Below are 19,420 nucleotides of genomic sequence, written 5' to 3'. Positions count from 1 at the left end.
CTGCGAACGTCGGGGTCTTGGCCAGATGCCGCCAGCCCCTGCCTACCGACACTCGTTCCAGTACCCATCCGGGTTCGCCTCCAGCGGCGTGGCAACCCGCTTGAGCGACACGCGCCCCTGCGCGTCCTTCGCGACCACGAAGATGTGCCCGTCCTGCACCGGGAAACCGTTGCGCAGAAACTTGAAGCCGCTGCGCACCGACGAAAAGTCGGCCTCGTTGAGCGCGTTGCGCAAGGCACCGCGATCGGCGACGGAGCCCTTGGTCTCCTTCAGCGCACTGTCGATCAGGAGCGCCGCATCGAAACCTTGCGCCGCATACTGAGAGGGAATGCGCCCGTGCTTATTCTCGAAGGCGGCAACGAAAGCCTTGCTCGTCGGGCTCGGCAGATCGGGGCCCCAGACCGCACCGGCCAGCACATGGAGCGCAGCATCCTTGAGCAGCGGCAGCGTCGTGCCATCGACCGTGCCGACCGTCAGCAAGGGCACCTTGCTCAGCAGGCCCGAGCGGTTCATCTGCTGGATGAAGTTCACGCCCATGTCGCCCGGCAGGAACGCCACCACCGCATCGGGCGCCACGCGCTGGATCTGCGCCAGCGCCGCCGCGTAGTCGGTCTGGTCGGTCTTGACGTTGATCTCGCTCACCACCTCGCCCGAGTAGTAGCGCTTGAAGCCCCGCAGCTGGTCCTTGCCGGACACGTTGTCAGGCGCAATGAACAGCGTCTTCCAGTAGCCCTTGTCGACGGCGTAGCGTCCCACGATCCCGGCCTGGTACTCGTCCTGGTACGAGGCGAAGACGAACCGGGTGTTGCACTGCTTGCCGGCGATCGGCGCGGGGCCGGCATTCGAGCCGACGAACAGCATGCCCGCCCGGGCCATCGGCTTGGCCATGGCCATCATCACGTCGGAGAAGGTCACGCCGGTGATGAAGCTGACCTTGTCCTTCTCGATCAGGTTCTGCACCAGCTGCGCCCCGCGCTCGGGGTTGTGCTGGTCGTCTTCCTTGAGGACCGTCACGGGAACACCGCCGAGCATGCCTTGGCGCTGCTCGACCGCCAGCATGAAGCCGTCGTACTGCTCCTGCCCGAGCGCGGCCCCGGGGCCGGAGAGCGTGCCGATGAAGCCGATGTTGACCTGCGCGGAAACGGCCAGTGCCGCGGCGCCCAAGATGCAGGCCACGAGGGCGGTGCGGATGCGGTGGATCAAGATGCTCCTTGTGATTTCGCTCGCGATGTTTCGCGGTTCGACTACCCGGCCTTCAAAGGGCCGACGACCTTGTAGGCGCTGAGGAGGATGCCTGATGGCATTGCTTTCGTGGTGACAAGCTCGAAGGCGCGTGGTGGAGTGCCCTGTGCGAAGAAGCGCTTTCCCGCGCCCAGCAGCACCGGATAGACGACCAGCACGACGTCATCCACCAGGCCGTGCTCGAGCAGCGTCGATGTCAGCGTGGAACTGCCCCAGAGGATCAGGTTCGGGCCCGCCTGCGACTTGAGGCGGCGAACGCCTTCGACGACGTCCGGCCCCACGCTTTCGAACGGTCCCCATGCCAGGCTCTCGGGGCGGTGGGTCACGACATGCTTGGTCGCTGCATTCAGTCCATCCGCCATCGCACCGCTCGGCGCCTTGGGCCAGTAGTCCGACCACATGTCGTAGGTGCGACGCCCAAGCAGCAGATCGAAGCGCCCGCCATGCGCGGCGAGCACTTCATCCCGGCCGGCGGGGCTGCGGTACGGCGCGGTCCAGTCCGCGTAGGGGAACGCGTCTTCGCCCGAGGTCTGGATCACGCCGTCCAGCGAGATGTGCTCCATGATTTTCAGCGTTCTCATGCGGGTCTCCGTGCTTAGGTTGGAGGGTGCGGTTCTGTTGCTTTGAGCGAAGCAGTCGCGGTGTGCGCAAGTACGTTGCAAATGGTAGTGGCCTCATCTCCCCTAGCCAAACGGGCGCAGCGGAGGGTGAGGCAGCTCCGAAGGCGCATCGGCGGCCAACGAATAGACCTCGATCCCACCGAGCAGACCTCCACTCTCGAAAATGAAGGCGCCTGCCGGTGCATCAACAGGGCCGCAGAGAAAGTCCCCGAGGATGTGCACGCCCGGAGGTGCGGGAGGATGGCCTTTGATCTGAAGATTGATGCTTGCGCAACCGCATGGACACCGCCACGGGGTCACTTCCGCCTCCTCCAGCTGCGCCAAAAATGCACGAGCCTCGGGAAGGCCGTTCTCCAACATCCACTGGGCGAGTGCACGTTCAGCGGTGCTCAATGGGCGGTTTTTCTCGGTCGAGTTCATCCCAAGCCTCTCCGGCTGACTACAAGGGCAAGCCCATTCAACATCACGTTGGAGCTTCCTCGCGAGACCAGTGAGCCCAGCGGGTGACGGTCGCTCTTGAGTGCGTGCCAACAAAGAAGCTTCATCGAAGCGGGACCATGGCCTAGGCTTTTCTAGCCTGCCACCGCTTGAACCAACGGCTTGCAGTCTTCAGCGAAATCCGCATCATGTGAGCTGCTGCATAGGGCGTCGCCTTCGCATCGAAGAGCTGAAAAATACAACCCTTTCCTGAGTCGGTGAGGTTGCCGTTGGCCCTCTGGTGATTCGGGTGACGAGGCTGTGCAGACTCCAGCACCGGCATTGGGATATCTTGAATGGACTGATTGGTATCAACGATGAACTTGCGGAGTTGACTGATGCCTTTTTCCACTTTGGCCTTGAGTCTTTTGATCTCCACGATATAGGTCGTCTCCGCAGCTTCAAAGGCGAGTGTGTTGAAGTTCAGCGAGATGGAAAATTTTCCCATCATCCCTTTCATGACTTTCAGTCTCAGTTCGGCAGCTCGCTCCGCCGCCGTGCTGTCATAGCCCACAACAGGTTCCAGATCACTGTTGGCCAGCCTCATCAACTCGGAGTAGGCCCCGACATCAAAGGTCAAATGCTGAATCTCATGGCCGATGGTATTTCGGTAGTCCACCAGATTCTTGATTTCGTCGCTCTCGGCCTGGTTTATGACTCCTTCGGCTACGAGTGCCGCACGGGCCAACTCCATCTTCTTGCCTTCCTTTGTCTTGGGTTTGCCGTCGCTCAGGCGATCAACCCGCATGCCATCGAGGGAGTCGCTGAGTGTGATGGAGTCAATGATGTGCCGCTTCAAATCTTCCATGTAGAAGAGCACCAGCACGATCTCGAATGCCCTGAGTTTCAGAACATTGGCTTCCAGACTCGTAGGAGTACGGCCCTGTGGCCGATGTTGTCGAAGTGTCATGGGTTCAGATATTTTTTCCACGAACTGGGCGACGTCTTTCCAATAGTGAGATCGAGCGATTCAAGCGTTTTTTCCGAAGCCCGGTATTGGCCGTTTTGTCGCATTAACCCGTGGGCTTCAAGCAAGAACAGCTTCATCGCGTTGAAATCGGAGAGCTCCTTAGCAGTCCAATCCAGTCATCCCCTCCAAACTGTCTGGGCAAGCGGGCGAGCGTCGGAAACAAGGCCGGTTCCGTGCGGCATCGAGCAATCGCTCCTTCCTGGGCAATGGTACCTACCCAATTCGGAAGTACCCCGGCAACCAGAGACAATCACCCCATGGCCAAAGGAAAACGAATCTCTTCCGACATTGGGGACGACGCGATCGACGCGATCAAGGCGTTCGGGGCTGCCGCCAAGCTAGCGCGCACCACCGCTGGCGAGGGCCAGGCCGTCGCCGCCGCGCGCCTGGGCGTTCATGTCCAGACGATCGCGCGGATCGAATCGGGGGAGCCGGGCGTTGCCATCGGGCACGTGCTCGGCATGTTGGCGCTCTACGGCATCTCGACGACGTTGCAGCAGCGACAACAGCAGCTACCGACGGAGAACGGCGAGCGCACCGCCTGAGCAGTCAGCCCCGCTGGGCATCGCCCACGGCAGCACGCAGCGACTGCAGCGTGGCCTCAGCCGTTTCGATGCGCCGTTGCAGTTCTTCATTGACCAGCCGCACGAGCGCGCCGAGTTCGGTGCGCGTCGGATACACATCGTCGGTGTCGTTCACATGTTGCGGCACGATGAGTTTCTCGATGCACGCATACGCGCGGCGCACCATGTGAAAGCTGTCGAGATCGTCGCAAGCCTGCAAGGCGAGCGATTCGGCGGATACGGAAGTGACGAGAGCCATGCATGGCCTCCAAGAGGTGCGATTTGCTGAAACCACCACTCCCGAGACCAATCGGAGGCGGCAGCTCGACGGGTTGGTCTACCGGGCACCTCTTGCGAGAACCGGCCGGGCTTGCGCCCGCCCGTCGAGCCGCCAAAACTGGAGGCACGAACGACAAAGCCGCAGACCCTGCGGGGAACTGCGGCTTTCGTCGCAGAGATGCTTCGGGAGACCAATCCCGGTCACGCCTTTTCGCGGCGCAACGGCCGCAGTATAGCCACGCACCCCCACCCCCTTCGCAGCGCAAAACCGGGATGCCCCTACGACCCGTGCCCCCTCCCCCGATGCTGGAACAATGCGCCGATCTATGGATGGTCTCGATCTCATCAAAACGTTCCGCGAAGTCGCGTTCCGGCGCAGCTTTTCCCGCGCGGCCCTCTCGCTGGGCATGTCCAAGGCCACGGTCAGCCGCTATGTGGCCGAGCTCGAAGCGCGCAGCGGCGTGCGCCTGCTCAACCGCTCGACCCGCTCCCTGAGCCTCACCGACGCGGGCGAGGTGCTGCTGGAGCGCAGCACCGAGCTGGTGACGATGGCCGAGAACACGCTCAACGACCTGCAGGCGCACGGCTCGCACCCGCGCGGGCGCCTGCGCATGAGCGCACCGCACGGGCTCATCGCGGGCTGGCTTTCGGACGTGATCGCGGAGTTCATCAAGCTCTACCCCGACGTGTACGTGAGCCTGAATTTCACCAACCACGACATCGACCTGATCGAGGAAGGCATCGACATCCACCTGACGGGCGGGCGCATCGACGACATGAACCTGATCGTGCGCCGGCTGGTGCGCTTCGACATGGTGGTGTGCGCGTCGCCCGCCTACTGGGCGCAGCGCGGCATTCCGCAGGTGCCCGAGGACATGGCGCGGCACGACGTGCTGAGCTATTCGCCGATGCCCACCACGCACCTGCCGTTCGAAACCGACGGCCAGCCGCACGACGTGGCGGTGCACAGCCGCATGGAAGCCAACGACGCGGTGGCGCTGATCGAGCTGGCGCTGCGCGGCGTGGGCGTGGCCTACGTGCCCGAGCCGCTGGCGCAGTCGCACCTGGAGCGCGGCGCGCTGGTGCCAGTGCTGCGCGACCACATGCCGCACGAGCACTGGCTGTATGCCGCGTACTCGCAACGCCGCCACAACAGCGCGGCGATGCGCGCAATGCTCGACTTTCTCGAAAAATCGATGGGGCCGGTGCCCGAACCCATGCCCGCGGCGGTGCCGGTGGCGCTGCCGTCTTGTCCCGCCAACGCCGCGACCACTGCCGCTGCTGCCGCCGCCATCGCGGCGCGCAACACACCCGTACCCAACGGAAAGGCCTCCTGACCCCATGACCACGCCCGCGCTCCTGATCCGCCCGCCCACGCCCGACGACTTCGCCGCATGGAAGCCGCTCTGGGACGGCTACAACGCCTTCTACGGCCGCGAGGGCCCCACGGCCCTGCCCGAGGCGATCACGCAGGTCACGTGGCAGCGCTTCTTCGATCCGTACGAGCCGGTGCATGCACTGGTGGCCGAGCGCGAGGGGCAGCTGGTGGGGCTGGTGCACTACCTGTTCCACCGCAGCACGACGCGCATCGAGCCGACCTGCTACCTGCAGGACCTGTTCACGCAGTCGTCCGAACGCGGCCGGGGTGTGGGCCGGCAACTGATCCAGGGCGTGTACGACGCGGTGCGCCGCGCGGGCGGGCAGCGCGTGTACTGGCAGACGCACACGACCAACGCGGCGGGGCGCACGCTCTACGACAAGGTCGCGAAGCACGAGGGCTTCATCGTCTACGCGACGATGGTCTGATCGATCAGTACTTGATGGTGACGCCGGCCTTCACGCCGGTGTTGGCCTTGCCGTCCGAATGCGCGCCGCCCGAGAAGGAGACGTCGCCGCCGGTCTTGGCGCCCACCGAATAGGTGGGCCGCTTGCCCGAGGTGTCGGTGCCGGCTTCGAGGGCGCTGCCGTCGGGGCGCTGCACGCCGACCGTGGCGCCGTTCGTGCGGGCGGAGGTTTCGGTGGAGTTGACGTTGGGGGCGATGTAGGCCGTGCCCTTGTCGTCGCTGTCGACGGGCACTTTGACGGGCTCCGCGATGGCCACCAAGGCGGCAACGCAGGCAACCCCACCCAGGAACGCAAGAATCACTCTGTTCATGGGGACCGATGGTGGATGCAGCGCGTCGCGCGGGCTGTGGGCGCGGCCTCACCGCGCGCGTAGGACGAAGGCGGCATCAGTGCCATGACAGGTTGAACAGGAAGAACGCCGCCAGCACCCACAGGAGCAGCACGAGGTGCGTGAGCTGCAGGCCCTCCTGCCGTATCCAGTAGCCGAACCACAGGCCGCCCAGGTGCATCGCGAAGAGGAAGGCAGCAAAGCCGGCCAGCCCCAGGTTGAGCCATGGCCGGGCGGCGGCCAGGTCGCCGCCGGCCACCAGCATCGCGCTGCCGGCCCAGAACGCCAGCGCCGCGCCGAACTGCAACGCCAGCACCACGCACAGCGCCGCGCGGTGCAGCGCCACCGAGCGGATGGCGCGCGTGAGCAAGGGCGTGTCGATGGCGGGGTCGACGCGCAACGGCGCCATCGACATCGTGCCGCCGACCGCGAACACCGAGCCCGCAAAGCCGCGCCAGTTGTTGCGCACCGCAATCGACAGCCACAGCGCCATGCCCAGCGCGTGGAGGGACTGGAACAGCCAGACGGAGGTAGGGAGATTCATCGGGGCGCCTGCGTTTTTAAATATCAAAGATTATTCTTTGATATTGACGTACCCGCCGGCCGGCGCTCAAAGTCCCTCAAGGAAGGTCGAACGAATGCCATGAACAACGCCACCACCCCACCCGGCCCCTCCCCCGAGGCGCTCGAGCGCCTGCTTGCCGCCGGCCGCGACGGCGCCCTGCTGCGCATGAGCCTGGCGCTGGCGCACCACCGGCGCGACGACGCGCCCACGGCGCTGATGCATGTCGAAAAGGCGCTCGCCTTCGACCCCGAGTTCACCGCTGCGTGGCGGCTGCAGGGCCTGCTCGCGCTGGCGCTCGGCGACGCAGCGAAGGCCGAAGCCTCGTTCGCGCAGGCGCTGGAGGTGGCGCAGCGGCGCGGGGAGCTTCAGCTGGTGAAGGAGCTCACCGTGCGGCTGCGGCGCCTGCGCACGCCGAAGCCGCCCGCAGACTGAACGGCCTCAGCCCATCATCGCGAGCGGATTGAGCCCCGGCTCGCCGACGCGCGTGAGCGTGTTGCGGTCGGTGTGGTGGAAGGGCTCGGCCTGGCCCAGGATCTGCATCACGGTGTCCTGGTCGTACGACCAGGTGCCGTCGGCGTTGATCTTCACCGTGATGTTCCACGCCACCGTGGTAAAGGCGCGCTCCAGGAACGGGTTCGACACGATGCCGTTCACCAGGCTGCCGTGCTCGGCGCTGAGCGTGAACTCGGTATCGCCGGGCTTCACGTGGCCGCTGGCCATGGCCACCTGCCCGCGCGGAATGGCCAGCGTGAGGAACACGGTGCTGGTGGCCGGCTCCCACAGCCAGTAGCCGACCTGGTCGTGGTACATCTTCGTGAGGCCGGGCTTGTGGATGTAGGTGTGGTAGCGCAGGCCGTACAGCAGCTGCGGGCCGTTGGTCTGCGCGTCGATGGGCTGCAGCTCGTAGTGTTCGACGTAGACCTGCGTCTTCGGGCCCTCTTTCTTCGGCTTGACGTCGACGCCCTTCATGCCCTCCCAGATGCCGGCCAGCGGCCGCAGCGGGCCCAGGTTGGCGAGCGTGTCGGGGTCGGCGGGGGGTTCGGTGTAGATGTCTTCGGGAGTGGTCATGGTGTCGATCGTGGGAGGGAAAACAGGACGAGGTTGCTTCGATTCGGATTCTGCTTGAGTGCGATGGCGGCCCGGTCGCGGGTCGTGGTCAGAGCGTGTCCCAGACCTGCACGAGCCCGACGAGGTGCACCACGCCGTACACGAAGCACACGAGCGAGCTCCACACCCAGAAAGCGCTGAGGCGGCGCCGGTCGAACAGCCACATCGCGACGGCGACAAGGCCGCGCAGCAGGTACACGGCGGTGATGGCAGGCAGCACCAGCGCCTGCAGCGGCAGCGGCTGCAGCACGCCGGCGCCTGCCAGCGCGTAGGCGGCCCACACGCCCAGCATGCCGGCGATGACCAGCGTGACGGCCACGGGGTACAGGTGGCCGGCCTCGGCGCTCGCGGCCATGCGCTCGCCTGCGCCGAAGAAGCGGTACCAGGCCGAGCCGCCGAAGATGACGCAGATGTGCAAGAGCGCGGCGATGGCGCTCAGCACGGCACCGGCGATCAGGAAGAGGTTGGGGGTCACGCGGGCTTTCTCAGGAGATCAGAGCAGCAGGTCGCGCGCGCGGACGGCCTCGCGCACCGGGCCGAACGCGCCGAAGCGCACGGGCAGGCCGCTGAGGGCTTCCACGCGCCGCACCCACTCGGGTGCGTGGGCGACGGGTTGCGGGTCATACAAAGGTTGGGCGCCCTCCAGCAGGCGGGTGAGCGCGTGCTGATGGTCCAGGTCGGTCGCATCGCCGAGCGGCAGCGATGACAGCGTGTGCCCGTCGGCATCGCGGTAGCCGGTGCACCAGCGCAGGTCCGCGTGCGCGAGCGCATCGAGGTGGCTCGCGAGCAGTCCGTCGAGCGGCCCGGCGGCGGCGAGCGCGTAGCGCAGCAGCACCGCGTCGGGGTGGCCGCGGCGGAACGCGCCCTGCCAGCCGTCGTCGGCGTTGTGCGGCTCGGCCAGCCGCGCATCGAGCGCGCGGTCGTGCGTGGGCAGCGGGCCGGCGCCGTGCCGCGTGAGGTGGCTGCGCAGCACGCCCAGGTGCTGTACGGGCGCCGCGATGCCCGCATCGCGCAGCACCGCCTCGACGGCGGCGGTGGAGACGGTGCTCCAGGTCGTGTGCGGATGAAAGCCGCGCCACTCGTCGAGCAGCACGCCCTGCGCGCCTTCGAACAGCACGGTGCCGGCGCGCGCGAGCCGCTCGCCGATGGTATCGGCGCTCGCGGGCGGCGACTGGCGCAGGCAGGGCTGCACGGCGTCGAGCCAGCGTCGTGCGAGTGAAGCATCGGCGAGCACGGCCAGCTCTTGCGCGGCCTCGGCCGACGAAGGCAGCGCGTTCGCGAACTCGCGGTGCAGCGCGAGGCGCAGGGCCTCGAGTTTGTCGAGCGTGCGCGCGGAGTTCGTGAGATCGCCGTAGTGCAGCGTCGTTTCAGGTGCAGCGAGCGCCTGCCGCACGGTCTCGCCCACGCCGACGCCGCAACTGCCATGCGCGGCCGCGCCGCGCACCCATTCGCGCAGGCGGCCAGCAGCCTGATGAAAAGGCGTGGTCACGCGACAGCGCGCATCGACGAACAGGCGCGCGAAGGCGTCGGGCACGCCCGCGCGTTGCAGCACCTCGGCCTCGACGCGCAGCGCGGTCGGGTGCACCACCACCGGGCTGGCGAGCACCGTCGCCACGCCGGCATGGAAGCTGCCCGCGCCGAACTGCGAGAAGGTGTGGTGGCGGCCGTCGGCCAGCACCACGTTGTGGCCGGCCTGCGCGCCGCCGTTGAAGCGCACCACGGTGTGCGCGCCCCAGGCGCCGCACAGGAAGTCAGTGAAGCGGCCCTTGCCGCAGTCGCCGAAACCGAGGCCGAGCAGCGAAACGTAGCGCGTGGAAGTCAACGGCAGGCCGTCAGCCGAAGAGTCGCTTCCACCACGAGCTGCGCGCCCCATTGCCTGCGGCGGGCGTGGCGCGGCGCAGCGCGGTCGGGTCGAGCAGCGCAGCGTAGCCATCGAGCGCGTGCAGCACGCCGCCCACGCGCTCCTTGGGCATGCCGGTGGCGGCCATCACGCCGGCCAGCGCGTCGAGGCTGGGCACGGCCTTCTCGGTGAGCGCGACGATGCCGGCGGCCACGGCGCAGGCGTCGTCGGGCGAGTCCATGCAGATCACGTGATCGCCCAGCAGCTCGCGCCAGCGCGGCTCGCAGCGGCGGCGGCGCTGCGCGTCGGGGATCAAAAAGAACAGGTGCGTGGTCTCGGCCGCGGCGGCGATGACCTCTTCGATGGGAATGTCCTCGTCGAGCTTCTCGCCGATGAGCCCTTCGACCTGGTGGCGCGACACGGCCGGGTACGGCAGCTCGTCGCCGGTGACGAACAGGTAGCCGCGCTTCTTGCGCTTGACCCAGCAGTCCATGTCGGTGTGCTGCGCCATGACGTAGAAGGCGAGCTCGTAGCTTTCTTCGCCGCTGCCCCCGCCGCCGCCTTCGAGGTAGCTCCAGGTGAGCCACTGGTCCATGAGGTTGGCGGTCGATTCGAACTGCCCCACCTGCAGCGGCGCCTGGTCGGAGGTGGCGTCGCCGATGGCCATGAAGAGCAGCTGGGGGTCGGCCACGCCGCAGTCCGTCAGCAGCTTCATGAAGGTCGGCAGCTCGCGGCGTGCGAGGGTCTGCGGGATGTCGCCCATCGAGCCGGTGACGTCGAGCGCGAAGGCGATGCCCAGCGAGTTCGGGTGGTCGGCGTTGTCGCGCGACTCGCGCACCTTGAGCCCCTGCGGGTTCATGAGCGCGTGCGTGGCGGTCTGCGTGAAGACTTCGCTGCCGGACTTGGCGGCGCGGTCGGCCACGATGGCCGCGTGGGCGGCGTGCGAATAGTTTCCGTAACCCATGGACGTGCTCCTTCGTGGGGAAAAAGTGAAAGGCTGGCGGCTAGCCGGCCGGCGCGGGGTCGAAGTGAACGAAGCGCGGCGGCCCGAAGGCCTCGCGCGAGGCGACCGACAGCGCCTGCTCGATGCCCTGCGCGCCCAGGCGCTCGCAGGCCACGGCGTCGTCGCTGCACTCGCGCAGCAAGGCGGCGATCGGTGCGGGCGCGGCGCCATCGGACAACAGCGCGCGCACGCTGCGCGCCGACGCCATCAGGTCGCGCCCGATGGCGCCGCCTGACACGTCCTGCCTGGCCTGCGACCAGCCGATGAGCAGCACGCCGTGGTCGCGCGGATGCACGAGCGCATGCGCGGGCGCGAGCGCGCGGTGCGTCCAGCCGGCGCCGTGCACGAAGGCCAGCACCTCGAGCATGCGCCGCCAGAGCCAGACGGCATGGCGGGCGTCGATGCCTTGCGGGTTGGCCTGCTGCACCTCCTGCAGGCTGCCCCAGAAACCGGTCGGGTGGCGCAGCACCAGCGCCTGCCGTTCGCCGTCGCCCAGGCCTTGCGCCACGCCCAGGCCCAGCGGCTGCGGCAGCCGCCGCGTGAAGTAGGCCGCGCCGGGCACCGACAGGGCTTGCAGCGCCTGCAGCACGGCGGCCTCGCGCGCCAGCACGGCGTTGCCGGCCGCGTCACGCGCAAGCTTGATCGTCACGCGCTCGGGCAGCGCGCCGAGCCGTTCGGCCAGCAGCACCTCGCTGTGTTCGCCCTGGCCCAGCGGCGCGAGCACGCGGTAGTGCGCGCCGCGCCATTGCAGGAGGCGACCTGTGTCCGACAGCTGCGCCGCGTTGGCGCGTCGCCAGGCGGCGCGGAAGCTCTCGCGCTCGACGGTCTCGGTGCCGCGCGTGATGGTGGCGCCGCAGTAGCCGCAGTTGACGGTGCGCCAGCGCGCCGCGCGCGGCAGCGGGGCCGAGCATTGGGGGCAACTCAGTGCAAGCAGCGACAGCATGGCCGCGCCCTCCTCTTCAGTCTTCTTGCGGCGCGGCCGGGTCCGGCGAGGCCAGCACGCGGTCGATGCGGCGCCCTTCGAGCGCCACGACCTCGAAGCACCAGCCGGCGCAATCGATGTGCTCGCCCACGGCGGGCAGGTGGCCCGACACGGACATCAGCAGGCCGGCCACGGTGTTGTAGCGGCCACGCTCTTCGTCGGGCAGCTCGCGGATGCCCAGGCGCGCGCGCAGCTCCGATACGGGCATGAGGCCGTCGAGCTCCCACATGCCGTCGGCGCGCTGGTGCGCCCAGGCGTCGGCCTGCATGCCGGGCTGCAGCTCGCCGGTGATGGCCTCGAGCAGGTCGCGCGGGGTCATGAGGCCCTGCACCACGCCGTACTCGTCGACCACGAACACCAGCCGGCCGGCGCGCGTGCGGAACTGCTCGAGCAGTTCCATGCCGGTGAGCGTCTCGGGCACGAACACGGCGGGCGTGGCTTCCTGGCCGAGCACGCCCTTGTGGGCGGAACCCAGGCGCAGCAGGTGCGCCACGCTGATCACGCCGACCACGTCGTCCAGCGAGTTGCGGCACACGGGGTACCACGAGTGCACGAGGTTGAGCGCCGCCGCGTCCGCCACCTTCTGCAGCGCCTGCGCCACGGTGTTGGAGGCGTCGAGCCATTCGATGTCGGCGCGCGGGATCATGAGCGACGACAAGCGGCGGTCGTCCAGGTGGAACACGTTGCGCACCATCTGGTGCTCGTGCTGCTCGATCACGCCGGCGTCCACGCCTTCTTCGAGGCTGGCCGAGATTTCTTCTTCAGTGACCGAGCGCGCGGCGTTGGCGTCGATGCGCAGCAGCTTCAGCGTGGTGGCGGTGGCGCCGGCCAGCAGCCACACGAAGGGCTTGGCGCCCTTGGCCAGCCCGCGCATGGGGCGCGACACGAAGCGCGCCACCGGCTCGGGGTACAGCTGGCCGATGCGCTTGGGCACCAGCTCGCCGAAGATGATGGTGAAGAAGGTGATGCAGGTCACCACCACCGCGGTCGACACGATGCTGGAGGTGCCGGCGCCCATGCCCAGGCCTTCCATCCACACGGCGAGCGGCGCCGCGAAGGCGGCCTCGCCCACGATGCCGCTGAGCATGCCGATGGACGTGATGCCGATCTGCACGGTCGAGAGGAATTGCGTAGGCGACTCCATCAGCTTCAGCGCAGCCTCCGCCCCGGTGTCCCCCGTTTCGGCCAAGGCCGCGAGGCGTGCGCGGCGGCTGGTGGAAAGGGCCATTTCGGACATTGCGAACACCGCATTGAGGGTGGTCAGCAAGGCCAGCAGGAAGACATCCATGAACGGGGGGAGAGAATGAGGGAATGTCACTTTACTGTATCGGCGACGTCCAGGGCTGCGATGCCCCCCTGGGCCGGCTGCTCGACAAGATCGATTTCTCTCCCAGCCGCGACACGCTCGTGGTGCTCGGCGACCTGGTCAACCGGGGCCCCGATTCGGCCGCGGTGCTGCGCCGCCTGCAGGGCTACGGCGCCTCGGCACGCAGCCTTCTGGGCAACCACGACCTGCACCTGCTGGGCGTGGCGCACGGCGTGCGCAAGGGCGGCCGCAAGGACACCGTGGCCGACCTGCTGGCCGCACCCGACAGCGCGGCGATGCTCGACTGGCTGCGCCAGCAGCACATGGCGCTGCACATGCAGATCGGCGGCGGCGACCTGCTGATGGTGCATGCCGGCGTGCTGCCGCAGTGGACGGTGGGCGACACGCTGGCGCTGGCGTCGGAGGTCGAGTCGGTGCTTCGCGGCCCCGCGCTGGGCGACTTCCTGCACGAGATGTACGGCAACACGCCCGACCACTGGGACGACGCGCTCACGGGCCACGCACGGCTGCGCGTGATCGTCAACGCGCTCACGCGCCTGCGCTATTGCACGCCCGAGGGCGTGATGGAGTTCGAGAGCAAGGACGGCGCCATTCCCGGCCCCGAGGGCTACCTGCCGTGGTTCGACGTGCCGGGCCGCAAGACCGCCGCGGCCACGGTCGCCTTCGGCCACTGGTCGACGCTGGGCTGGCTTTCGCGGCCCGACCTGCTGTCGACCGACACGGGCTGCGTGTGGGGCGGCTGCCTCAGCGCGGTGCGCTTCGGCACGACGCTGGACCAGCGCGAACTGGTCCAGGTGAATTGCGAGCAGGCGCAGAAGCCCGGCAAGGGGGCCTGACGGGCACCCGCCCCGTCCGGGGGCTCAGAACCCGTGCGTCATCAGCGCGTAGACCGTCTGCACGCCGGTCACGTAGTTGCCCATGCGCAGGTTCTCGTTCGCCGCGTGCTGGTTGTTGTCGGCGTTCACCAGCGGAATGATCGCGAACGGCACCTGCAGCACGCGCACGATTTCCGCCGTCGGCACGGTGCCGCCCATCATGCGGATGCGCACCGGCTCGGGCGTGGTGCCGAAGGTGTCGGTCAGCGCCTTGTAGGCCCACTGGCCGATCGGTGAGTTGATCGGCGAGCCCGCCGCGTCGGCGCCCTCGCTGCGGTAGCTGAAGCTGGCGAGCTTGTCGTAGCGGGCGCGCTCCTCGTCGGTGGGTGCGCCCTTCACGAGGTGGTAGCCCTGCTTGACGATGTGCGCTTCGATCAGCTTGCCCAGGTAGGGCGCGTCGGAGTCGGGCGTGGTGCGCAGGTCCATCTCGGCCTCGGCCTTGTCGGGAACGATGTTCGCCACCTTGTCGCCCACGGCCGCCGAGGCCATGCCTCGCACGTTCAGCGAGGGGTACTGCATCGCCTCCTGGTAGTTGGCGCCGACCCGGTCGGTGCGGGCGATGCCCAGGCGGCGCTTGAGCGCGGCCTCGTCGTCGGGCACGGCGGCCATGATCTTGCGCTCGGCCTCGCCGATCTTCACGCGGTCGTAGTAGCCGGGCACGGTCACACGACCCGTGTCGTCCTTCATCGTGGCCAGCAGGCTGGCCAGGCGCTGCGCCGGGTTGGGCGCGTAGTTGCCGTAGTGCCCGCTGTGCAGCGGCACCTTGGCACCGTACACGGTGAGCCGCGCATCGGCCGCGCCGCGGTTGCCGAACACCAGCGTGGGCCGGTTGGTGGCGTGCATGGGACCGTCGTGGATCACGATGGCATCGCTGCGCAGCAGCTCGCGGTGCGCCTGCATGACCTGGCTGATGGACGGCGAGCCTTTTTCTTCCTCGCTGTCGAGGATCACCTTCACGTTGACCGCCGGCTGGCCGCCGCCGGCCTTCAGCGCGTCGATGGCCGCCAGCAGCATCATGATCGGACCCTTGTCGTCGGCCGAGGCCCGGCCGAACACGCGCCACTCGGGGTCGAGCGGGCCGCTGAAGAGCGGGGCCGCGTCGATCTCTTCCCACTCGCCCTTGTCCGTCTTGCGCTTGAGCACGGGCGTCCACGGGCTCTTTTGCGCCCACTGCGCGGGGATCACCGGCTGGCCGTCGAGGTGCATGTAGAAGAGCACCGTCTTGCGCGCGGGGTCGCTGCCCGGGAACTCGGCGAAGAGCATCGGCTTGCCGCTGTTGGGCAGCTGCTTCGTCGTGAAGCCGCGCTTGCGGAAGGCCTGCTCCAGCCAGTCGACGTTCTTGCGGATGTCCTCCGGCACGGTGGCGTCGTTGGGCAGGGCCAGCAGCTCGAAGTACTCGCGGTAGGTGGCCTGCGCATGGCGCTCTGCCTGGGCCGGCGAGAGTTCGGCCGACTGCGCGAGGCCGTGGCCCAGCAGCAGGACGGCCGTGGGGAGCAGCGCCAACAGGCGACGGGATGAGCGGGGGGAAGGGGTGGGCATGGATGGCAGCGCAGAAGGGAGCAGGACGGCGAACCGGGGATCTGCGCAGCATAAAAAGCGGGCACCTTTTCAACAATTGCTATTTTCTTGAGCTACCTTTGCATTCCTTGCAAACCTCACACTCCCCCATGCCCAGCCGCCGCCTGCAGGAAACCTCGCTGCGCTACTTCCTCGAAGTGGCCCGCACGGGCTCGCTCACCGAGGCGGCCGCGCGGCTGAACGTCAGCATCTCGGCCATCAGCCGCCAGGTGGCCGCGCTCGAAACGCTGGTGGGCGCACCGCTGTTCGAGCGCCGCCCACGCGGCATGGTGCCCAGCGCCGCGGGCGAGCTGCTGGCGGCGCACGCCCTGCGCGGCGCGCTGGAGGCCGAGCGCGTGCTGTCGGACATCCAGGCGCTGCAGGGGCCGTTGAGCGGGCGGGTGCGCATCGCCTGCTCCTCGGGCTTCGCCAACGAGTTCCTGCCGCGCACCATCGCGGCGTTCCGCGAACAGTACCCGGGCGTGCGCTTCCGGCTCGATGCCACCGGGCCGACGCAGGTGAGCGATGCCGTGTTGCTCGGCGAGGCGGACATCGGCCTCACCTACAGCCGCGCGGCGGTGCGCGGCATCCGGGTCGAGCATCGCCAGGCGGCGTCGGTGTTCGCGATCATGCGGCCCGACCATGCGCTGGCGAAGTCGCGCAGCGTGACGCTGGCGCAGATGCATCCCTTCCCCATCGCGCTGGGCAGCCCCGAGAACACGGTGCGCCAGCTGTTCGACGTGGGCTGCAGCAACCGCGGCCTCGTGTTCGAGCCCGTGCTGGTGAGCAACCGTTTCGAGGCCCTCGCCAACTTCGTGCTGCAGGGCGGCGGGCTGGCCATCACGGGAGAGATCACGGTGCGCGACCGCGTGCAGCGCGGCGAACTGGTGGCGGCCGAGATCCGCGAGCCCGGCATGCGCGGGCGTTCGGTCGAGCTGCAGACGCTGGCCGACCGCACGCTGCCGGAGGTGGTGCGCACCTTCCTGGACTACCTGCGCGAGCAGTTGCCGGCGGCCGGCGGCACGCCCAGGCCACGCACGCGCAAGGCCGCCTGAGCTCAGCCGCGCGCGGGCCCGGCCCCCGGGAAGCTGATCACCCGGCGCTGCGTCGCGCCCGAGGGGCGCAGCAGCCCGCGCCGCGTGGCCTCGTGCACGGCCTGCGTGCGCGAATGGACCGACAGCTTGCGGTAGATGCTCTTGATCTGGCTGGCGACCGTGCTGTCGGAGCGGTGCAGCGCCTCGGCCACGCGCCGGTTGCTCCAGCCCTGGGCCACAAGCTCCAGCACCTTCAGTTCGCGCGGCGAGAGCAAGCCCTCGTCGCCGGTTTCTTCGTGCGCCCTGTCGAGCCCGTGCGCCGCCAGGGCCGCCTCCTCGATGTCGCACAGGATCTGCCGCGCCGTGCGCGCGGCCGCCCACACGTCGCCGCGCTCGACCGCCGTCATCAAGTTGGCCAGGTCCAGCTGGTTGGCCTGGGCAAAAAGCCGCGCCGCGGCGTTCGCGGCCACGGCGGGGCTCAAGGGCGGTGCGTCGTCCAGTTCCGAAATGGCACGCAGCTCGGCGCTTCCTTTGGACATGTCAATGCTCGCTCGGTCGATCAACGCTAGGGGAAAAAAGTAAACCCGGCGTCCCTCTGCCACGAAATGCAATGCAAGGACGCCTCTCGCGAGCCTGAGGTCGCTTTGTAAACAGCCTTGACCTTCCGTCTCAGTTCTTGGGAGAATTTCGCGAAATCTGTGATTTTTTAACGCTTAGTTAGTACTATTTGGCGGGCATGGACCCCCCAGCCCCTTGGCGCCGCTCCGACCTCGCCCTATGACGCACAGCGCCGCCACGGCCCCCGAACGCCCCCTCTGTCCCCCGGGCGTGGCGCACAGCCATTTCGACGTGCACGCAGAGCCGCCCGACCGGCAGTTCCTGGCCTGGCGCGCACGCGTCGGCCATGTGATGGACGCCCTGCCCTCGCGCGACGCGCTCGAGCGCCCCTTCCACGCCGCGATCGACCGCTACGACGTGGGCGGCCTGGTCTTCACCGAATGCCGCTCCGACACGCTGGTGCTGGAGCGCTCGCTGGCCCGCGTGTCGACCGACAGCGTGCGCGACTTCGTGTTCCATGTGTTCGAGGAAGGCGGCGTCGACGACCTGCGGGTGCGCGCCACACCGGGTGCGCGCCGCAAGGGCGAACCGCCGCCCGCCCCCACCGGCACGCCCACCATCCTTGCGCTGGACATGAACCAGCCGGTGCGCATGCGGCGCCACGACTGCCGGGTCCACACCTTCTTCGTGCCCGGCGCGCTGGTGCAGGAGAGCTTCCCCGACCCCGAGGCCCTGCACGGGCGCACGCTGGCCTGCACCACGCCGCTGGCGCGGCTGGCGGCGGGGCACGCGATCTCGCTGGCGCGCCACATCGGCGGCATGACACCGGCGGCGGCCCAGAGCGCGGTGCGCACGGGCGCGCAGCTGGTGGTGTCGGCCTTCGGCAAGCAGGCCGGCTTCGACGGCAACGCGCGCGCGGCGGCACGCGCCGCCATGTTCGACCGCGTGCGCCGCCATGTGCAGACCCACCTGCACCGCGCCGACCTCACGCCCGAGAGTGTGCTGGCCGCGCTGCAGCTGCCGCGCCCCACGCTGTACCGCATGTTCCAGCACGAGGGCGGGCTGGGCAGCTACATCCGCAGCCTGCGGCTGCGCCAGGCGGCGAGCGACCTGGCGCGCTACCCGCATGTGATGGTGACCGACATCGCCTACGGCGCCGGCTTTCGCAGCGCCTCGGACTTCAGCCGCGCCTTTCGCCGCGCCTACGGCATCGCGCCGCAGGACTTCCGCGTGCAGGCGCTCGAACGACGGTTCTAGGCCGCCGTGCCGAAGCCCGTGTCGAACGTGCCCTTCACGTCGAGCGGCTGCTTGATGAGCCCCACCTGCCGGTAGAAATCGGCCGTGCCCTGCTGGTCGGCGATGACCTGTGCATCGATGGCCACCCACTGCTGCTGGCGGCGCTCGAACTGCAGCTTCGCCGCCTCGGTCGGAATGCCGATGATGCGCGCCAGCGTGGCCGAAAACGCATCGACGTTGCGGTACGACCAGCGCTGCGCCTTCACCACGCGCTGCAGAAAGTCCTGCAGCACCGACCGCTTGGCGGCAATGGCGGCGTCGGTCGCGGCGAGGTAGCTCAGCCCCGGCAGCAGGCCGCGCCCGCTGACCAGCACGCGCGCATGGCGGCTGATTTCGGCCAACGCGGTGTAGGGCTCCCAGGTGGCCCAGGCATCGACCGAGCCCTGCGTGAGCGCGAGCTTGGCATCGGCCGGTGCAAGAAAGCGGATGTTCACGTCCTCGGGCTTCAGCCCCGCCGCGGTGATCGCCTTGAGCGTGACGTAGTGGCCGATGGAGCCGCGGTTGGTGGCGATGCTCTTGCCCTTGAGCTCGGCAGCGTTCTTGAGCGGTGAATCGGGCCGCACCAGCACCGCCGTGCCGTAGGCGTCCGAGCGGTTCGCACCGATGGCCTTGACGCGCGTGCCGGCCGCGAGCGCGAAGATCAGCGGCGCATCGCCGATCGGGCCCGAATCGACCGCGCCCGCGTTGAGCGCCTCGGCCAGCGGCGCGGCGGCGGGGAACTCCGACCACTGGATGTCGTAGCCCAGGCCCTCGAGCCCGCCCGCCGCTTCGAGCAGCGCGCGCAGCCCGCCCTTCTGGTCGCCGGCCTTGAGCACCGGTCGGCCCTGCGCACGCACGAAGGCGGGCAAGGTGGCGGTCGTGGCAGCGGCAAGGCCGCCGGCAAGCAGCTGGCGGCGCGATCGGTCGAGGTGTGAGGTCATGGGTTCGTTCTCCGTGGAAGCAGTGAAAAGAA

General features: G+C 68.5%; 23 protein-coding genes. 7 read left to right on the top strand and 16 right to left on the bottom strand.

The annotated features are described in order from the left end of the window. Nucleotides 1-42: 42 nt before the first annotated feature. The 4 genes from AC1RAD_RS08135 to AC1RAD_RS08120 form a co-directional block, all read right to left on the bottom strand. Complete coding sequence (locus tag AC1RAD_RS08135; RefSeq protein WP_492734457.1) at nt 43-1,203, bottom strand: ABC transporter substrate-binding protein; 1,161 nt, start codon at nt 1,201-1,203, stop codon at nt 43-45. A 41-nt stretch (nt 1,204-1,244) separates the two neighbouring features. After that, nucleotides 1,245-1,823 (bottom strand): dihydrofolate reductase family protein, encoded by a 579-nt coding sequence (locus AC1RAD_RS08130; RefSeq protein ID WP_492734456.1) that lies wholly within the window; start codon nt 1,821-1,823, stop codon nt 1,245-1,247. 102 nt (nt 1,824-1,925) lie between these two features. Next, complete coding sequence (locus tag AC1RAD_RS08125; RefSeq protein ID WP_492734455.1) at nt 1,926-2,282, bottom strand: hypothetical protein; 357 nt, start codon at nt 2,280-2,282, stop codon at nt 1,926-1,928. A 142-nt stretch (nt 2,283-2,424) separates the two neighbouring features. Continuing rightward, nucleotides 2,425-3,249 carry a helix-turn-helix domain-containing protein gene (locus tag AC1RAD_RS08120; protein WP_492734454.1) on the bottom strand — a complete coding sequence of 275 codons (825 nt, stop codon included), beginning with the start codon at nt 3,247-3,249 and terminating at the stop codon, nt 2,425-2,427. Nucleotides 3,250-3,566: 317 nt separating this feature from the next. Between AC1RAD_RS08120 and AC1RAD_RS08115 the strand changes: the two genes are divergently transcribed. Beyond that, nucleotides 3,567-3,854: a helix-turn-helix domain-containing protein gene (locus AC1RAD_RS08115; RefSeq protein ID WP_492734453.1), complete on the top strand. Its 288-nt coding sequence runs from the start codon at nt 3,567-3,569 to the stop codon at nt 3,852-3,854. 4 nt (nt 3,855-3,858) lie between these two features. Here AC1RAD_RS08115 and AC1RAD_RS08110 read toward each other — a convergent pair whose 3' ends face one another. Next, the gene (locus AC1RAD_RS08110) at nt 3,859-4,131 is read right to left on the bottom strand and encodes a hypothetical protein (RefSeq protein ID WP_492734452.1); all 273 of its coding nucleotides are present in this window, start codon (nt 4,129-4,131) and stop codon (nt 3,859-3,861) included. A 346-nt stretch (nt 4,132-4,477) separates the two neighbouring features. Between AC1RAD_RS08110 and AC1RAD_RS08105 the strand changes: the two genes are divergently transcribed. Both AC1RAD_RS08105 and AC1RAD_RS08100 read left to right on the top strand, forming a co-directional pair. Next, entirely contained in the window at nt 4,478-5,488 is a 1,011-nt protein-coding gene (locus AC1RAD_RS08105; protein WP_159274534.1) for a LysR family transcriptional regulator, read from the top strand. Nucleotides 5,489-5,492: 4 nt separating this feature from the next. Further along, complete coding sequence (locus AC1RAD_RS08100) at nt 5,493-5,957, top strand: GNAT family N-acetyltransferase (protein WP_070061748.1); 465 nt, start codon at nt 5,493-5,495, stop codon at nt 5,955-5,957. A 4-nt stretch (nt 5,958-5,961) separates the two neighbouring features. On the opposite strand, the gene AC1RAD_RS08095 is transcribed toward AC1RAD_RS08100, so the two are convergent. Together AC1RAD_RS08095 and AC1RAD_RS08090 are read right to left on the bottom strand one after the other, a co-directional pair. Next, nucleotides 5,962-6,306: a hypothetical protein gene (locus tag AC1RAD_RS08095; RefSeq protein WP_492734451.1), complete on the bottom strand. Its 345-nt coding sequence runs from the start codon at nt 6,304-6,306 to the stop codon at nt 5,962-5,964. Between the two features lie 76 nt (nt 6,307-6,382). After that, complete coding sequence (locus tag AC1RAD_RS08090; protein WP_070061746.1) at nt 6,383-6,868, bottom strand: DUF2165 family protein; 486 nt, start codon at nt 6,866-6,868, stop codon at nt 6,383-6,385. A 99-nt stretch (nt 6,869-6,967) separates the two neighbouring features. Between AC1RAD_RS08090 and AC1RAD_RS08085 the strand changes: the two genes are divergently transcribed. Further along, complete coding sequence (locus tag AC1RAD_RS08085; RefSeq protein WP_492694499.1) at nt 6,968-7,321, top strand: hypothetical protein; 354 nt, start codon at nt 6,968-6,970, stop codon at nt 7,319-7,321. Between the two features lie 6 nt (nt 7,322-7,327). On the opposite strand, the gene AC1RAD_RS08080 is transcribed toward AC1RAD_RS08085, so the two are convergent. The 6 genes from AC1RAD_RS08080 to AC1RAD_RS08055 all read right to left on the bottom strand — a co-directional run bounded on the left by AC1RAD_RS08080 (nt 7,328) and on the right by AC1RAD_RS08055 (nt 13,109). Then, nucleotides 7,328-7,957, bottom strand: coding sequence for an FABP family protein (locus AC1RAD_RS08080; protein ID WP_492734449.1), 630 nt, complete (start codon nt 7,955-7,957; stop codon nt 7,328-7,330). Between the two features lie 88 nt (nt 7,958-8,045). Beyond that, the gene (locus AC1RAD_RS08075) at nt 8,046-8,471 is read right to left on the bottom strand and encodes a hypothetical protein (protein WP_492734448.1); all 426 of its coding nucleotides are present in this window, start codon (nt 8,469-8,471) and stop codon (nt 8,046-8,048) included. A gap of 18 nt (nt 8,472-8,489) precedes the next feature. Then, nucleotides 8,490-9,818, bottom strand: a complete 1,329-nt coding sequence (locus tag AC1RAD_RS08070) for an adenylosuccinate synthetase (RefSeq protein WP_492734447.1) — start codon at nt 9,816-9,818, stop codon at nt 8,490-8,492. Nucleotides 9,819-9,828: 10 nt separating this feature from the next. After that, complete coding sequence (locus AC1RAD_RS08065; protein ID WP_492734446.1) at nt 9,829-10,800, bottom strand: VWA domain-containing protein; 972 nt, start codon at nt 10,798-10,800, stop codon at nt 9,829-9,831. A 40-nt stretch (nt 10,801-10,840) separates the two neighbouring features. After that, complete coding sequence (locus tag AC1RAD_RS08060) at nt 10,841-11,782, bottom strand: protein kinase family protein (RefSeq protein WP_492734445.1); 942 nt, start codon at nt 11,780-11,782, stop codon at nt 10,841-10,843. Between the two features lie 16 nt (nt 11,783-11,798). Next, nucleotides 11,799-13,109 (bottom strand): hemolysin family protein, encoded by a 1,311-nt coding sequence (locus tag AC1RAD_RS08055; RefSeq protein ID WP_369631899.1) that lies wholly within the window; start codon nt 13,107-13,109, stop codon nt 11,799-11,801. A gap of 23 nt (nt 13,110-13,132) precedes the next feature. Here AC1RAD_RS08055 and AC1RAD_RS08050 point away from each other — a divergent pair, with 23 nt between their 5' ends. Continuing rightward, a complete protein-coding gene (locus AC1RAD_RS08050; protein ID WP_492734443.1) occupies nt 13,133-13,984 on the top strand; it encodes a symmetrical bis(5'-nucleosyl)-tetraphosphatase in 852 nt (283 codons plus the stop codon). A gap of 24 nt (nt 13,985-14,008) precedes the next feature. Here the strand turns inward: AC1RAD_RS08050 and AC1RAD_RS08045 are convergent, their stop codons facing one another. Then, nucleotides 14,009-15,562, bottom strand: a complete 1,554-nt coding sequence (locus tag AC1RAD_RS08045; protein ID WP_492734442.1) for a M20/M25/M40 family metallo-hydrolase — start codon at nt 15,560-15,562, stop codon at nt 14,009-14,011. A 128-nt stretch (nt 15,563-15,690) separates the two neighbouring features. Here AC1RAD_RS08045 and AC1RAD_RS08040 point away from each other — a divergent pair, with 128 nt between their 5' ends. Next, nucleotides 15,691-16,635 carry a LysR family transcriptional regulator gene (locus AC1RAD_RS08040; RefSeq protein ID WP_492734441.1) on the top strand — a complete coding sequence of 315 codons (945 nt, stop codon included), beginning with the start codon at nt 15,691-15,693 and terminating at the stop codon, nt 16,633-16,635. A 2-nt stretch (nt 16,636-16,637) separates the two neighbouring features. On the opposite strand, the gene AC1RAD_RS08035 is transcribed toward AC1RAD_RS08040, so the two are convergent. Beyond that, nucleotides 16,638-17,153: a response regulator transcription factor gene (locus AC1RAD_RS08035; RefSeq protein WP_492734440.1), complete on the bottom strand. Its 516-nt coding sequence runs from the start codon at nt 17,151-17,153 to the stop codon at nt 16,638-16,640. Between the two features lie 238 nt (nt 17,154-17,391). On the opposite strand from AC1RAD_RS08035, the gene AC1RAD_RS08030 reads away from it, so the two are divergent. Next, the gene (locus AC1RAD_RS08030) at nt 17,392-18,429 is read left to right on the top strand and encodes an AraC family transcriptional regulator (RefSeq protein ID WP_492734439.1); all 1,038 of its coding nucleotides are present in this window, start codon (nt 17,392-17,394) and stop codon (nt 18,427-18,429) included. Here AC1RAD_RS08030 and AC1RAD_RS08025 read toward each other — a convergent pair. After that, nucleotides 18,426-19,388 carry an ABC transporter substrate-binding protein gene (locus tag AC1RAD_RS08025; RefSeq protein WP_492734438.1) on the bottom strand — a complete coding sequence of 321 codons (963 nt, stop codon included), beginning with the start codon at nt 19,386-19,388 and terminating at the stop codon, nt 18,426-18,428. The two genes, AC1RAD_RS08030 and AC1RAD_RS08025, sit on opposite strands and share 4 nt — an antisense overlap. Nucleotides 19,389-19,420: the final 32 nt, after the last annotated feature.

The sequence above is a fragment of the Variovorax sp. GW823-FHT04B03 genome (assembly GCF_058796495.1).
Note: the sequence above shows the minus strand (reverse complement) of the source record. Positions and strands in the feature narration are given on the sequence as shown.

What these genes read in the sequence shown, in the direction of transcription:
- AC1RAD_RS08130 (WP_492734456.1), bottom strand. Translation starts at nt 1,823, where the DNA reads ATGAGAACGCTGAAAATCATGGAGCACATCTCGCTGGACGGCGTGATC.
- AC1RAD_RS08125 (WP_492734455.1), bottom strand. Translation starts at nt 2,282, where the DNA reads ATGAACTCGACCGAGAAAAACCGCCCATTGAGCACCGCTGAACGTGCA.
- AC1RAD_RS08120 (WP_492734454.1), bottom strand. Translation starts at nt 3,249, where the DNA reads ATGACACTTCGACAACATCGGCCACAGGGCCGTACTCCTACGAGTCTG.
- AC1RAD_RS08115 (WP_492734453.1), top strand. Translation starts at nt 3,567, where the DNA reads ATGGCCAAAGGAAAACGAATCTCTTCCGACATTGGGGACGACGCGATC.
- AC1RAD_RS08110 (WP_492734452.1), bottom strand. Translation starts at nt 4,131, where the DNA reads ATGGCTCTCGTCACTTCCGTATCCGCCGAATCGCTCGCCTTGCAGGCT.
- AC1RAD_RS08105 (WP_159274534.1), top strand. Translation starts at nt 4,478, where the DNA reads ATGGATGGTCTCGATCTCATCAAAACGTTCCGCGAAGTCGCGTTCCGG.
- AC1RAD_RS08100 (WP_070061748.1), top strand. Translation starts at nt 5,493, where the DNA reads ATGACCACGCCCGCGCTCCTGATCCGCCCGCCCACGCCCGACGACTTC.
- AC1RAD_RS08095 (WP_492734451.1), bottom strand. Translation starts at nt 6,306, where the DNA reads ATGAACAGAGTGATTCTTGCGTTCCTGGGTGGGGTTGCCTGCGTTGCC.
- AC1RAD_RS08090 (WP_070061746.1), bottom strand. Translation starts at nt 6,868, where the DNA reads ATGAATCTCCCTACCTCCGTCTGGCTGTTCCAGTCCCTCCACGCGCTG.
- AC1RAD_RS08085 (WP_492694499.1), top strand. Translation starts at nt 6,968, where the DNA reads ATGAACAACGCCACCACCCCACCCGGCCCCTCCCCCGAGGCGCTCGAG.
- AC1RAD_RS08080 (WP_492734449.1), bottom strand. Translation starts at nt 7,957, where the DNA reads ATGACCACTCCCGAAGACATCTACACCGAACCCCCCGCCGACCCCGAC.
- AC1RAD_RS08065 (WP_492734446.1), bottom strand. Translation starts at nt 10,800, where the DNA reads ATGGGTTACGGAAACTATTCGCACGCCGCCCACGCGGCCATCGTGGCC.
- AC1RAD_RS08060 (WP_492734445.1), bottom strand. Translation starts at nt 11,782, where the DNA reads ATGCTGTCGCTGCTTGCACTGAGTTGCCCCCAATGCTCGGCCCCGCTG.
- AC1RAD_RS08055 (WP_369631899.1), bottom strand. Translation starts at nt 13,109, where the DNA reads ATGGATGTCTTCCTGCTGGCCTTGCTGACCACCCTCAATGCGGTGTTC.
- AC1RAD_RS08050 (WP_492734443.1), top strand. Translation starts at nt 13,133, where the DNA reads ATGTCACTTTACTGTATCGGCGACGTCCAGGGCTGCGATGCCCCCCTG.
- AC1RAD_RS08045 (WP_492734442.1), bottom strand. Translation starts at nt 15,562, where the DNA reads ATGCCCACCCCTTCCCCCCGCTCATCCCGTCGCCTGTTGGCGCTGCTC.
- AC1RAD_RS08040 (WP_492734441.1), top strand. Translation starts at nt 15,691, where the DNA reads ATGCCCAGCCGCCGCCTGCAGGAAACCTCGCTGCGCTACTTCCTCGAA.
- AC1RAD_RS08035 (WP_492734440.1), bottom strand. Translation starts at nt 17,153, where the DNA reads ATGTCCAAAGGAAGCGCCGAGCTGCGTGCCATTTCGGAACTGGACGAC.
- AC1RAD_RS08030 (WP_492734439.1), top strand. Translation starts at nt 17,392, where the DNA reads ATGACGCACAGCGCCGCCACGGCCCCCGAACGCCCCCTCTGTCCCCCG.
- AC1RAD_RS08025 (WP_492734438.1), bottom strand. Translation starts at nt 19,388, where the DNA reads ATGACCTCACACCTCGACCGATCGCGCCGCCAGCTGCTTGCCGGCGGC.